This window comes from Arthrobacter sp. zg-Y895 (genome assembly GCF_020731025.1).
GTDB lineage: Bacteria > Actinomycetota > Actinomycetes > Actinomycetales > Micrococcaceae > Arthrobacter_B.
The window spans coordinates 228,676-240,976 of record NZ_JAJFZY010000001.1; the positions used below are offsets into that span (position 1 = coordinate 228,676).

Here is a 12,301-nt window from a genome sequence, read left to right on the forward strand (position 1 = left end):
ATGCCGTCCACAGCACGCCCATGGTCCGACGCCGCCGGGGAAGCCCCGATCGAGCCCGATGCAGACCAGGCACGGGACTGGGCGCGCGACGAGTTGTCCAAGCGCGTGTACGAGGATGCCCAACCCGGCCTGCTCGACCGGTTCTGGGCTCGGGTCGGCAAGTGGCTGAACGAGTTGTTCGAGGATGCGGACGGGCTCGGCGCGGGTCCCGGAGTCCTGATACTGGTCCTGGCCGCCGTCGTGCTGGTGGCCGTCGCAATTCTCGTGATTCGCCCCCGGTTGAATGCGTCCGTGAAGAAGCGGACCGAGGTCTTCGCCCACGACGTCGTGGAACGGGCAACCGACCACCGTATCCGCGCAGAGCAGGCCGCCGCGGAGCACCGCTGGAATGACGCCCTTGCCGAGTCTTTCCGTGCGATGGTCCGCTCGGCGGAGGAACGGGTCATCTTCGATGCCCGGCCGGCCCGAACGGCAGCCGAAGCCGGCACCCGGCTGGCCGCCGCCTTCCCGGACCACCGCCCGGAGATCACGTGGATCCAGCAGCGGTTCGATGAGGTGCTCTACGGTAAGGGGGTTGCCGCGGAACCGGATTACGAACGCGCAGCCGCCCTTGATACGGCTTTGGAAGCAGCCCGTCCGGCAACTCCGGCATCGGCGGAGCCTTCGTCCCTGGCGGTGCCGAAGTGAGCCGGGTTGCCAGTGAAGCGGCGCCCGCCGGCAGCATCGATGCTTCGGGAAGCGGCAATGAGGAGTCAGGGCCGCCCGGGGCCCGCAGCCGCTTCGCGGCCTGGCTGCGCCGGCACCGGGTCCCGCTTCTGCTTCTGCTGCTGCTCGGCGCAGTTGCGATTGCTTCGGTCTGGGGACGTGCTGACCACGACACCACTGCGCTCTCCCCCGCCAACCCTGCACCGGACGGAGCCATGGCCGCCGCCGAAATCCTGGCGGACCAGGGAGTGGACGTACAGCACCACCAGACGATGGCGGAAGCGCAGGCCGCCCTGGAGGACAATCCCGGGGCGACTTTGCTGTTCCTTGATCCCGCAGGCTTCCTCACCGGTGAACAACGCCAGGACCTCGCCGACGCTGCCGGACGGGTAGTGCTCGTGGAACCGTCCTTTGAGCAGCTGGCGGATTTCGCCCCCCAGATCCGTTCCGCCGGGCTCCTTCCCGAGGAGCCCGACAGTCACCGGCTCGACGCCGGCTGCAGCAACGAGGATGCCGAGGCGGCCGGTGCCATTGAAGCCGGCGGGAAAACCTACCGGGGGCCGGTCACCTGTTTCCCGGCTCCGGGCAGCGAGGGCAGCGACGCTGCAGGTTCCTATGCGGCGACCACGGGCGGATCCGCCGTGGTGCTGGGCAGCGCGGACCTGATCGCCAACGAAAGCGTTGCCCGCGAGGGCAACGCCGCCCTGGCGTTTCGAACGCTCGGCTCGGACGACACACTGGTCTGGTACCAGGCCGGCCCCTTCGACGTTCCCCCTTCGGAAGGGCCTGCCGATCCCTTCTCCTTACTGCCCGCATGGGTGAATCCGCTCCTGTTCTGGCTCCTGCTGGTCGCCGGCGCGGCTGCTTTCTGGCGGGGCCGCAGGCTCGGCCCCCTGATGGAGGAACCCATGCCCGTTATCGTCCATGCGGCTGAGACCGCTGAGGGCCGGGCCCGCCTGTACCAGGACAGCCAGGCTGTAGCCCATGCTGCCGCCACCCTGCGTGCGGCGGCCTTGACCCGGCTGGCGGCACACCTGCGGGTGGGCCCGGGAGCCGGCGTTGACGCGGTCACGCGTGCGACGGCGAACGCATCCGGCCGCAGCTATACCGAGACTGACCACCTGCTCAACCAGCGACTGCCCGGAACCGGCGCGGAACTCGTGCGCTGGGCCCAGGACCTGAAAGACCTAGAGGAAGAGGCCACTTCATCATGAGCCAGCAGTACGAGCCCTACGCACCCGCAGCCTCCGGAGCCGCCAACGGCACCGCGCCGGCGCCTCCCCCGTCCCCGGGAGCGGACCCTGTGCGGGAAGCCCTGGCGCAGGTCCGGCGTGAGGTTGCCAAGGCGGTGGTGGGGCAGGACGCGGCCGTGACGGGCTTGATCATTGCCCTGCTGGCCAAGGGGCATGTGCTCCTGGAGGGTGTGCCCGGCGTAGCCAAGACGCTGCTGGTGCGAAGCCTTTCCGCGGCACTGGACCTGGATACGAAGCGCGTCCAGTTCACCCCCGACCTCATGCCCGGCGACGTCACCGGCTCGCTGATCTACGACAACCGTTCCTCCGAGTTCTCCTTCCGGGAGGGACCGGTGTTCACCAACATCTTGCTCGCGGATGAAATCAACCGCACGCCGCCCAAGACGCAGGCGTCCCTGCTGGAAGCAATGGAAGAACGCCAGGTAACCGTGGACGGCGTCACCCGTCCCCTGCCCGAACCGTTCATTGTTGCGGCAACCCAGAACCCGGTGGAGTACGAGGGAACGTACCCGCTCCCCGAAGCCCAGCTCGACCGGTTCCTGCTCAAGATGACACTTGACCTGCCCGGCCGGGAGGACGAGATCGAAGTGATCCGCCGGCACAGCGGCGGCTTCGATCCGCGGAACCTCGCCGCCGCCGGTGTCCGGCCTGTCGCGTCGGCCCGGGACCTGGAACTGGCACGCGAGGCAGTGGCCAGGGTAACCGTTGCGCCCGAGGTCCTCGCCTACATAGTGGACCTCGTCCGGGCGACGCGGTCGGCGCCGTCGTTCCAGCTCGGGGTGTCCCCCCGCGGGGCCACTGCCCTCCTGAATACTGCGCGGGCCTGGGCCTGGCTCTCGGGGCGGGCCTTCGTGACTCCCGACGACGTCAAGGCACTCACCCTTCCCGCCCTGCGGCACCGTGTGGCGCTTCGGCCCGAGGCCCAGATGGACGGGGTCAACGTGGACGATGTGCTGGGAAGCATCCTCGCCACAGTGCCGGTTCCCCGGTAACGCCGATGGCTGTTTCGGGCCGCTTTGTCCTGCTGGCGCTCCTGGGCTCCGTAGCCGTGGTGCTTTATCCCGGCGCCGTCTCGATCCTGCTCTGGCTGGCCTTCCTGGCCGCCGCTGCCGGACTGGACCTGCTGCTGGCTGCCCCCGTGCGGCGGCTCCGCGTGGAGCGGCGCCTGCCGGACAGCGTGCGGCTGAGCGAAACGACGGCGGGAACCCTGGTGGTCCGCAATGACGCCAAAGCCCGGCTGCGGGCCGTGGTCCGGGACGGCTGGCAGCCTTCCGCCGGTGCCCGCAACCCGCAGCAGCGCCTGGCCGTTCCGGCCGGTGAAGCCCGGACCATGGACGTGGTGCTGGAACCTGCCCGCCGCGGGATCCTGAAAAGCGGACATGTGGCGGTCCGCAGTTTCGGGCCTTTCGGGCTCGCGGCCCGCCAGCGGACGCTGCCTGTGCCCGGAGAAATCCGGGTGCTTCCTCCCTTCCATGCCAAGCGGCACCTGCCCTCGAAACTGCGCAGGCTAAGGGAGCTGGACGGGAACGCCTCGGTGCAGCTGCGCGGAGCCGGGACCGAATTCGACTCGCTGCGCGAATATGTGCGGGGCGACGACGTCCGCTCCATTGACTGGCGGGCCACCGCCCGGCGGCAGGACACCGTGGTGCGGACCTGGCGGCCCGAACGCGACCGCCGGGTGGTCATTGCCCTGGACACCTCCCGGACGTCCGCCGCCCGGATCGAGGACGAACCCCGCCTGGACACCGGCATTGAAGCTACCCTGCTCCTGGCCGTGCTTGCCCGCAGCGGCGGCGACCGGGTGGACTTCCTAGCCTTCGACCGGCGGATCCGGGCGCGCGTGGACTCCGGCGGCAAGGAAAACCTGCTGAGCCGGCTCGTCACTGCCGCGGCACCGCTGGAACCGGAACTCATCGAAGCGGACTTCTCCCTGCTGCCCGGGGCCGTGCACGCCGTGTCCGCACGCCGCTCCCTGGTCGTCCTGATCACCGCGCTGGATTCCGGAGCTGTTGAGGAGGGGCTGGTGCAGGTCCTGCCCCGGCTGCTGGAAAAGCACGTGGTCGTGGTTGCCTCCGTGCGGGATCCCGGCCTGGACGAGCTGCGTTCCGGCGGAGGTACGACGCCGGCAGTCTTCCGTGCCGCGGCAGCCGAGCGGGCCCTCCTGGACCGGGCTGCGGTCAGCGCGCAGCTGCGGTCGATGGGAGCGGAAGTTGTGGATGAGCCGCCGCACGAGCTGGCTCCGAAACTTGCGGATATGTATCTCCGCCTCAAGGCCGCCGGAAGGCTGTAGCCGTGGACTCGGTGTACCAGCAGGTCCTCGGAGCAGGGTTCCTCCGCCTGCAGCCCCAGCTGCAGGCGTATTTCAGCCTTGGCCCGGGCAGCGGCCGGTTCGGCGAAGGAACCGGCGTCTTTCTCCGTGCCGGTTGTCCGCGGCCCTGGCTGCGTCCGCTGCTGCCGCTGGTTCCGGTGTCCAACGCCTTTTTCCCGGAGTACGGGACCTCCGTCCCCTTCTCCGTCCGCAACTATCCGCACCTCGACCCGTGGGGCCGGCCGGCCCTGACTGCGGTCCGCCGCTTTGATTTCCCGGGCCGCCAGCGGACCTTCGAGGACACCACGGTGCTGACCGGGCCCGGAGTCCTGACGGACTATCTGGGCCGACGCCGCAACCTGGCCACGAACCTGCTGCTGCGGGTTTCGGACGACGGCCATCTGCACATGAATTCCCCGGGAAGCCGGCTGTTCCTCGGTCCGCTGCGGCTGCCCCTGCCGGACTTCGCCGGTGCCGACGCCCAGGTGGAACAGTGGTGGGATACACAGCAGGATCAGTTCCGGATCCGCACCCGGGTCATCCAGCGGCAGGTCGGCACGGTTTTCGAGTACGACGGCGCGTTCAGCTACGCCTGCCGCGATTTCGACGGCGGCCTGCCTGCCGACGTCGAACCGGCACGCTGGGAGCGCCGGACCTAGGCCGGCGCGGACTTAGGCCCCGGGCAGGTTTACCCCTCGGCTGCCACCTGGTCCAGTGCAGACGCCGTCTGTGTGAGGCGGGCCAGGACTTTCCGCGCCGCTGCCGGTGAAATATCGGCCAGTCCGGCGGCAGGTGTCAGGCGAAGCGCCGGCAGGTCTTGTTGCGAGAGCCCCAGTTTCCGCCAGGGCCTCAGCACCCGTTCCACGAGGTCCGTGACCTGGGGCAGTGCGGCTCCGTCGGCGGGAACCGGAAGGATGCCGAGCCAGATCCGGCGTCCGCCTTCAACGGCTTCGGCGATGCCTTCCCAGTCACGGGCGTCCAGCCCGTCGGCGGCGAGGGCCGCGCCCTGCGCTCCGGCACCGACGGCAAGCTCGAACGGTGACTGCGTGCCGGTCCGCAGCGGTCCGAATCCCTCCGCACGGGGCAGGGTGAAGACAGTGTCCGCGCCGACGGCTTCGATTGCCTCGCGGACCTGCTGCCAGGCGCTGGATACCTCCGAAGACGGCACGGAACGCAGTGTGCGGTAGCCGCTGGCGGTGGGGATCCCGCCGGCCAGGACGGCGGCGACGTCGGGCTCGTCGACCTGCACAGTGATCCGTGCGCCCGGTGCCGACGACGACGCGCGCGCCACATAGTCGCCCACGCCGGCGGTGAAGGACTGGAGAATGTCCCGGCGGGCACCGGCGTCGGACAACGCCCGTTCGCCGTTGTGCAGATAAAGGTTCGCGGCGAGCGAGAGCGGTCCGCGGACGGAGATCTTCAACGCTTCGCCCGTGCGTTCTTCGGTTCCGACGACGTCGGCAAGTGCGTTCAGGTCCTGGGTCAGCAGGGACGCCGCGCGGCGGTGGTCCTTGCCCGGGCGCTCCACCAGGCGCCAGCCGTGCGGTTGGACATCCACGAAAAGGTCCACGAGCAGGGCAGCGCTCCGTCCGAGTGCGTCCGCCCCCGGTCCGCGCTGCGGCAGTTCGACCAGGAAGGGCAGGTGCGGGTCCCCCAGCTCGCCTCTGACTACCCGGCTCGATTCGACCGGATCAGTCCCCGGCCAGCTGCCGAGCGCCGTGGCCGTGACCATGCCGTTTCGTGCTTCGGGTCGGGCGGGCTGTTCCGGAGGAACTGCTTCCCCGCGCCGGTCCTCAGGCCTCCGGGACATCTGTTCCGCCGTTGCGGGTCTGCGAGATCGCCTGATGGTGGCGGATCACTTCGCTGATGATGAAGTTCAGGAATTTCTCCGCGAAGGCGGGGTCCAGGTGCGCGTCCGCGGCCAGGCGGCGCAGGCGTGCAATCTGCGCCACTTCCCGTCCCGGGTCCGCCGGCGGCAAGTGGTGCTCCGCCTTCAGATGGCCCACCCGCTGGGTCGCTTTGAAGCGTTCGGCAAGAAGGTACACGAGAGTGGCGTCGATGTTGTCGATGCTGCTGCGCATGGCAAGCAGCTCTTCCATGACGTCCTCGGCAACCTTCCCGGAGAGGGAACTTGCCCGCGGATCGAACTCATGGTCCGGTGATTCGCTCATTGGTCCTGTCTGGCTCATTGGTCCAGTTTAGGTGGAGCGGCTCCCGGCCCGGAGCAGATTACGCCCGGCTTCGCCGAGGCGCCGCGCCGGTACCGGGAAACGGTCGTGAAACCAGGGCTTTACGAAACCGCTGCGGGGTCCCATTCAAGGGAACGTGCCGAGTCGATGGTGGCCTGTCCCAGCACGCGGGTTCCCTGGTAAAGCACCATGGACTGGCCGGGGGCAACCCCGCGCATGGGTTCGGCCAGCCGGACCACAAGCTCTTCACGTCTTGCTCCGGTGGCCTCGTCGGCTACGTCTTCCATCCAGCCGGTGGCTGCCACGGGGTCTCCGTGGGCGCGGACCTGGACCTTGCAGTCGAAGGTGGTCCGGGCGGCGATCTCGGGGATCGGCAGTCCGGCCCAGGAAATCTTGATGCCGCGCATCTGGTCGATGTTCAGCAGCTGCTCGGGTCCGACCACGACCTTGTTTTCCTTCGGCCGGATTTCCAGGACGAAGCGGGGCTTGCCGTCCGCGGCCGGCGTGCCGAGCTTCAGTCCACGCCGCTGGCCCACGGTGAACGCGTTGGCTCCGGGGTGGGTGCCGAGCTTCTCCCCCGTCTCATCCACGATGTCGCCCTCGGTCATGTCGATGCGCTCTTCGAGCCAGCCGCGGGTATCACCGTCGGGAATGAAGCAGATGTCGTGGCTGTCGGGCTTGTTCGCCACGGACAGGCCGCGGCGTTCGGCTTCGGCCCGCACTTCGGCCTTGGACGGGGTTTCGGCCAGCGGGAACATGCAGTGTCGCAGCTGCTCCTCCGTGAGCACGCCCAGAACGTAGGACTGGTCCTTGGCCCAGTCCGCGGCTCGGTGCAGCTCCGGGTTGCCCTCGGCGTTCGTGATCACCTTGGCGTAGTGGCCGGTGCACACGGCGTCGAAGCCCAGCGCCAGCGCCTTTTCCAGCAGGGCGGCGAACTTGATCCGTTCGTTGCAGCGCATGCAGGGATTGGGGGTGCGGCCGGCGGCGTATTCGGCCACGAAGTCGTCCACCACGTCTTCCTTGAACCGTTCGGAGAAGTCCCAGACGTAGTACGGAATACCGAGGATGTCGCAGGCGCGCCAGGCGTCGCGGGAGTCTTCGATGGTGCAGCAGCCGCGGCTGCCGGTGCGCAGGGTGCCCGGCATCCGGGACAGCGCAAGGTGGACGCCGACGACGTCGTGTCCAGCCTCGACTGCCCGTGCCGCGGCCACGGCGGAATCGACTCCGCCACTCATTGCTGCCAAAACCTTCATGAAGTAAAACCTGTTCCTGCTGTTTGGATGCTGCTTACGTGTCCGGCCATGCCGGCCTTCTTGGCCCGCTCATACGCTTCGGGAAGTGCCTGCAACAAAGTGTCAACGTCTTCGGCGGTGGTTGTATGCCCGAGGCTGAACCGTTGGGCACCGCGTGCCTCGGTTTCGGTGAGTCCCATCGCCAGGAGGACGTGCGAGGGCCTCGGGACGCCGGCTGTGCAGGCAGACCCCGTTGAGGACTCCACTCCGGCCAGGTCCAGCAGGAAAAGCAGTGAATCGCCCTCGCAGCCGGGGAACGTGAAGTGGGCGTTGCCCGGCAGCCGGCGCGCGCCGCCGTCGTCGTCCCGGGCTCCCCGCAGGACTGCCTCGGGAATGGCCCGTTCGACGCCGGTGATGAGGTAGTCCCGGAGCGTGCGCAGGCGTTCGGACTCGTCCGTCAGGTGCTCGGCTGCGTCCTGCGCTGCCGCGGCGAACGCTGCGATTCCCGCGGTGTCCAGGGTGCCGGAGCGGATGTCCCGTTCCTGTCCGCCGCCGTGCTGGACCGGCGTGAGCTTGACGGCGCGGCCCACGACCAGTGCACCCACTCCCACCGGGCCACCGATCTTGTGGGCGCTGAGCGCCATCGTGTCCAAACCTGCGGATCGGAAGCCGATCGGCAGCGCGCCGAAAGCCTGGACCGCGTCCGAATGGACAGGGACACCGTATTCGTGGGCCAGGGAGGCGATGGCCCGGATGTCCTGGACGGTACCGACCTCGTTGTTGGCCCACATGGCGGTGAGCAGGGCCGTGCTGTCTGCGTTGGCAACGAGTTCCCGGCGGATGGCTTCGAGGGAAATGACGCCGTCGTGATCCACCGGGATCCACACCGGCACCGCGCCTTCATGTTTCTCCAGCCATTCGACGGCGTCCAGCACGGCATGGTGTTCAATGCCGGAGACCAGGATGCGGTTGCGTGCCGGGTCGGCATCGCGCCGGGCCCAGAAAAGACCCTTGATGGCCAGGTTGTCCGCTTCGGTACCGCCGGAGGTGAAAATGATCTCCGAGGGATGGCAGCCTGCGGCGGCGGCCAGGACTTCCCTGGAGTCCTCCACAACCATCCGGGCGCGTCGGCCCGAACCGTGCAGGGACGAAGGGTTGCCGCTGCGGCTGAGTTCTGAGGTGAGTGCGGCGAGGGCCGAAGCCGAAATCGGCGTGGTCGCCGCGTGATCTAGATACACGGGCACCAGCTAATTCTAGCGGTCATGACGGCTCCTGCCGATTCGGGCGGCTGGGACTTTCCTGACGTTTCCCGCGGCGTGCCCGGCCTCACTCCGCAACAGTTTCCTGACCGGCGCCGGTCCGTCGAGTTGGCGCGGAAAATTCGTCGGCCCGAATAGCCCTTCCCCTCCCAGCCGCGGTGCAGGGACGACCGGTAGACTTGCCTGACGCAGCCGGACCAGCCGCCCGAGAGGAACCGCTTTGAGCCCGTCAGACCCGACCCTCTATGAGGTCTTAGGCCTGACCCGCGCGGCATCGGCGGTCGAAATCAAGACCGCCTACCGGAAGGCAGCCCGGAACGCCCATCCGGACCAGGGCGGCACGAGCGAGAGCTTCCATCGGGTCACGGAAGCTTACCGGGTGCTTTCCGATCCGCGGCTAAAGGCCGCTTACGATCGCCGGTTCGGCCAGGGCACGGACGCGGGCAGCACCGGCGCCGCTGCCGGCACCAGCTCCGGCAGCCCGGCCAGCCGGGCCGCGGGAACCCGGTCCGCGGGAACCCGGTCCGCGCCGGAACGGACCATGGCAGACCTGGACCGGCCACCGGTGTTTGTCCCGGATTTCTCCCCGAAGGATCCTCCCCTCATCCCCCTGGCCCTGGCCGGACAGCAGGTCCACGGCGCGCCGCGCCGTCCCGGTTTCTTCGCGCGGATCGGCTCCAACGCCGCGGGACGCTTCGACGCCGAAAACCGGACCATCCACCTGCTGGAACGCGATTTGCTCCAGGACTACCCGGCCGCGCGCCTGGTCAACGGCCTCCATATTCCGGACACAGGACCGCGCGGCGGCAACCTAGATGTCAGCCACGTGCTGCTGGGCGGCTACCGCATGGCAGTCCTGGGTTCGCTGATGGCCTCGCCCGGCAACTACCGGTGGGACGGACAGCATCTGCTGCACCGCGGCCGGGAGGTGTCCACCCTGCGGCTGGCCGATGCGGTGCGCACCCTCCAGTCCCGCTTTCCGGAGTGCAATGCCACGGGCTGGCTTGTCCTCCACAGCCCCAACGGCAATCCTTTCGAGCCCATCGTCGATTACCCGCCGAGGCTGAGCCGCTCAGCACCTGCGACCCTGCATGTCGCCAACCCCGGCGGCCTGCTGCGGGAACTGCGTAGGTTCTTTGCCGAAGGCCCCTCGCCTAACACCGTCCAGCTGCCGGTACTGGCGCCGTTGATCGACGCGTCCACCCGTTGACCGATGCGTTGGGGCCCCGGCGCCGGGCATAGGATGTATTCGTGTTCCGTATCCTCTTCCATTCCCCTGAAATCCCCGGCAACACCGGAAATGCCATTCGCCTTGCCGCCATCACGGGGGCCGAGCTCCACCTGGTTGAGCCCCTCGGCTTCAGCCTGGAGGATTCCAAACTTCGGCGCGCAGGCCTGGATTACCACGACCTCGCCGTCCTGCATGTCCATGCAAGCCTGCAGGACGCCTGGGAAGCCCTGAAACCCGAACGCGTATACGCCTTCACCTCGGACGGTGACACTTCCTACACGGATATCGAGTATCGTGCCGGAGACGTCCTGATGTTCGGCCGCGAGTCGGTCGGACTTTCGGACGAGGTGAAGAAGGACCCGCATGTCACCGCCCGGGTACGGCTGCCCATGCTGCCCACCCTGCGCTCCCTGAACCTTGCAAATTCAGCCTCCATAGCCGTTTACGAAGCCTGGCGCCAGCACGGCTTCGCCGGTGCCCAGCTCTAGCGAAGGATTCTTCCCATGCCTGAACTCCACATCGGCAACGCGTTCGACGACGGCGCCGCCGACTTCGAGCGGCTCGCGCCGTCGCTCTGGAATCCCATGGGAAATGCGCTCGTGGCCGCGGCGGACATCACGCTCGGCGACCGGGTCCTGGACGCAGGCTGCGGCACCGGTGCCACCACCATCCCGGCCGCGCAGTTCGCCGGTCCCGACGGCGTCGTCGACGGGGTGGACCTCAGCGCAGAGATGCTTGCCCTGACCCAGGCCAAGGCAGACACCCTCTCGCTCAACAATGTCCACCTTGCACAGGCCGACCTCACCTCGTGGCAGGCCGAGGCACCCTATGACGCGGTGGTCTGCGCCTACTCCCTGTTCTTCCTTCCGGAAATGGATGCCGGCGCCGCCCACCTCGTGTCGCTGCTTCGCAGCGGCGGGCGCTTCGCCCTCAGCACATGGGCCGAAGGATCCTGGGAGCCGTTCAGGGAACTGCTGTGGAAAGCCTGCCTGCAGGAACGGCCCGACCTTGAGGCCCTCCCCCAGTCGGGAGCCGAAAACGCCCAGCGGCTTCAGACGCCGGAGCAGCTCACCTCTTGGCTCGAATCCCTCGGCCTGGCCGAAATCACCGTGGTCCCCACGCCCGGACAGGTCCAGCTCAGCCCGTCCCTCGCCTGGTCGCTGGTGCTCGGCGGCGGCTACCGGATGCTGCTGCCCGAAGACCCGGCAGCCGTGGACCGGGTCCGGACCGCGTTCCTGGCCGAACTCGGCGACGACTTTGCACTGAATACCGACACCCTGATCGCCACGGCCGTCCGCCCGTAAACCAGGCAACGGCAGGCCCGCCGTCCACTGGAGGGACGGCGGGCAGGGCAGGGACAAGCGGCAGTAGCTGCGGCGGCTAGAATCCGGCGATGGTCTCCGGGGTGTTCACGCCTACGGCATGGAATGTTTCCGCGCTGACTCCCTCAGCCAGGCCGTGCCGGCGGGCGTTGTCCTGCAGGAACCGCCGGACCGAGGCGTCCATGCCCTCGATGTCCGGATGCTGGCTCGCATGGACCCGGATGGCGGCAAGCTTGACGTCTACCGTGGAACTGACGTCCACGGCAGTGTTCTCCCGCTCCCGCGGCGCACCGTAAAACCACAGCCACGGCACCTTGTACGCTTCCAGCCCCTGTTCCGCGAGCTCCGGATAGGCGAAGGGATTCTCAGCGGCCGGGTACACGGCCCGAGTCACTATTTCGCCGCAGGCCAGATGGTCGGGGTGGCTCGCCTGGAGGCGGTCCCAGTTCCGCTCGGGGTGCATGGACAGCACGACGTCGGGACGCACGCGCCGGATCTGCTCCACCACGCGGGCGATCACCGAGTGGTTGGCTTCCAAGTAGCCGTCCCGCTCCCCCAGAAACACTATGTCTTGCACTCCCACCTGCCGGGCGGCTTCCCGCTGTTCCCCGCTCCGCAGGGCAGTAACGCCGGAGCGGTCCGTAGGATCGAAGCCCCCGGCATCACCGGAGGTCATGATGCAGTAGGTGATTTCCGTGCCCTCGCGTGCCCAGCGGGCCAGGGTGCCGGCGGCACCGAAATCGATGTCGTCCGGATGAGCTGCGAAGGCCAGGACCCGGGCAGGGGCCGACGTCGGGAACAT

Annotated in this window: 13 protein-coding genes; 8 read left to right on the forward strand and 5 right to left on the reverse strand. The window is 68.4% G+C overall.

The features are described from left to right. From LJ760_RS01005 to LJ760_RS01025, 5 genes are read left to right on the forward strand one after another with little or no spacing between them, the layout of a single operon-like run. The gene (locus tag LJ760_RS01005; protein WP_227918373.1) at positions 1-687 is read left to right on the forward strand and encodes a DUF4129 domain-containing protein; all 687 of its coding nucleotides are present in this window, start codon (positions 1-3) and stop codon (positions 685-687) included. Further along, on the forward strand, positions 684-1,919 hold the full coding sequence (locus LJ760_RS01010; protein ID WP_227918374.1) for a DUF4350 domain-containing protein: 1,236 nt from the start codon (positions 684-686) through the stop codon (positions 1,917-1,919). The genes LJ760_RS01005 and LJ760_RS01010 overlap by 4 nt, the downstream gene beginning before the upstream one ends. After that, positions 1,916-2,950, forward strand: coding sequence for an AAA family ATPase (locus LJ760_RS01015; RefSeq protein WP_227918375.1), 1,035 nt, complete (start codon positions 1,916-1,918; stop codon positions 2,948-2,950). The genes LJ760_RS01010 and LJ760_RS01015 overlap by 4 nt, the downstream gene beginning before the upstream one ends. Positions 2,951-2,955: 5 nt before the next feature. Further along, complete coding sequence (locus LJ760_RS01020) at positions 2,956-4,248, forward strand: DUF58 domain-containing protein (RefSeq protein WP_227918376.1); 1,293 nt, start codon at positions 2,956-2,958, stop codon at positions 4,246-4,248. Positions 4,249-4,250: 2 nt separating this feature from the next. Then, positions 4,251-4,925, forward strand: a complete 675-nt coding sequence (locus tag LJ760_RS01025; protein ID WP_227918377.1) for a DUF4166 domain-containing protein — start codon at positions 4,251-4,253, stop codon at positions 4,923-4,925. Between the two features lie 29 nt (positions 4,926-4,954). Here the strand turns inward: LJ760_RS01025 and LJ760_RS01030 are convergent, their stop codons facing one another. From LJ760_RS01030 to LJ760_RS01045, 4 genes are all read right to left on the reverse strand, one after another. Beyond that, on the reverse strand, positions 4,955-6,076 hold the full coding sequence (locus tag LJ760_RS01030; RefSeq protein WP_331460694.1) for a hypothetical protein: 1,122 nt from the start codon (positions 6,074-6,076) through the stop codon (positions 4,955-4,957). Next, entirely contained in the window at positions 6,060-6,455 is a 396-nt protein-coding gene (locus LJ760_RS01035) for a chorismate mutase (protein WP_227918378.1), read from the reverse strand. The genes LJ760_RS01030 and LJ760_RS01035 overlap by 17 nt, the downstream gene beginning before the upstream one ends. A 101-nt stretch (positions 6,456-6,556) precedes the next feature. Beyond that, positions 6,557-7,708, reverse strand: a complete 1,152-nt coding sequence (gene mnmA, locus LJ760_RS01040) for a tRNA 2-thiouridine(34) synthase MnmA (protein WP_227918379.1) — start codon at positions 7,706-7,708, stop codon at positions 6,557-6,559. Beyond that, complete coding sequence (locus LJ760_RS01045; RefSeq protein ID WP_227918380.1) at positions 7,705-8,931, reverse strand: cysteine desulfurase family protein; 1,227 nt, start codon at positions 8,929-8,931, stop codon at positions 7,705-7,707. Before LJ760_RS01045 ends, mnmA begins: the two co-directional genes overlap by 4 nt. Positions 8,932-9,166: 235 nt before the next feature. Here LJ760_RS01045 and LJ760_RS01050 point away from each other — a divergent pair, with 235 nt between their 5' ends. Genes LJ760_RS01050 through LJ760_RS01060 form a run of 3 tightly spaced genes read left to right on the forward strand, consistent with a single transcriptional unit; the run spans position 9,167 to position 11,481 of the window. After that, positions 9,167-10,156 carry a J domain-containing protein gene (locus tag LJ760_RS01050; RefSeq protein WP_227918381.1) on the forward strand — a complete coding sequence of 330 codons (990 nt, stop codon included), beginning with the start codon at positions 9,167-9,169 and terminating at the stop codon, positions 10,154-10,156. A gap of 41 nt (positions 10,157-10,197) precedes the next feature. Then, positions 10,198-10,665 carry a tRNA (cytidine(34)-2'-O)-methyltransferase gene (locus tag LJ760_RS01055; RefSeq protein ID WP_227918382.1) on the forward strand — a complete coding sequence of 156 codons (468 nt, stop codon included), beginning with the start codon at positions 10,198-10,200 and terminating at the stop codon, positions 10,663-10,665. A 15-nt stretch (positions 10,666-10,680) separates the two neighbouring features. Next, positions 10,681-11,481 carry a class I SAM-dependent methyltransferase gene (locus tag LJ760_RS01060; protein WP_227918383.1) on the forward strand — a complete coding sequence of 267 codons (801 nt, stop codon included), beginning with the start codon at positions 10,681-10,683 and terminating at the stop codon, positions 11,479-11,481. Positions 11,482-11,557: 76 nt separating this feature from the next. Here the strand turns inward: LJ760_RS01060 and LJ760_RS01065 are convergent, their stop codons facing one another. Continuing rightward, positions 11,558-12,301, reverse strand: coding sequence for a PIG-L deacetylase family protein (locus LJ760_RS01065; protein WP_227918384.1), 744 nt, complete (start codon positions 12,299-12,301; stop codon positions 11,558-11,560).

Bases quoted from the DNA above. Each gene is read 5' to 3' on its own strand.
- LJ760_RS01005 (WP_227918373.1), top strand. From the start codon at position 1: ATGCCGTCCACAGCACGCCCATGGTCCGACGCCGCCGGGGAAGCCCCG.
- LJ760_RS01015 (WP_227918375.1), top strand. From the start codon at position 1,916: ATGAGCCAGCAGTACGAGCCCTACGCACCCGCAGCCTCCGGAGCCGCC.
- LJ760_RS01020 (WP_227918376.1), top strand. From the start codon at position 2,956: ATGGCTGTTTCGGGCCGCTTTGTCCTGCTGGCGCTCCTGGGCTCCGTA.
- LJ760_RS01030 (WP_331460694.1), bottom strand. From the start codon at position 6,076: ATGTCCCGGAGGCCTGAGGACCGGCGCGGGGAAGCAGTTCCTCCGGAA.
- LJ760_RS01035 (WP_227918378.1), bottom strand. From the start codon at position 6,455: ATGAGCCAGACAGGACCAATGAGCGAATCACCGGACCATGAGTTCGAT.
- mnmA (WP_227918379.1), bottom strand. From the start codon at position 7,708: ATGAAGGTTTTGGCAGCAATGAGTGGCGGAGTCGATTCCGCCGTGGCC.
- LJ760_RS01060 (WP_227918383.1), top strand. From the start codon at position 10,681: ATGCCTGAACTCCACATCGGCAACGCGTTCGACGACGGCGCCGCCGAC.
- LJ760_RS01065 (WP_227918384.1), bottom strand. From the start codon at position 12,301: ATGTTCCCGACGTCGGCCCCTGCCCGGGTCCTGGCCTTCGCAGCTCAT.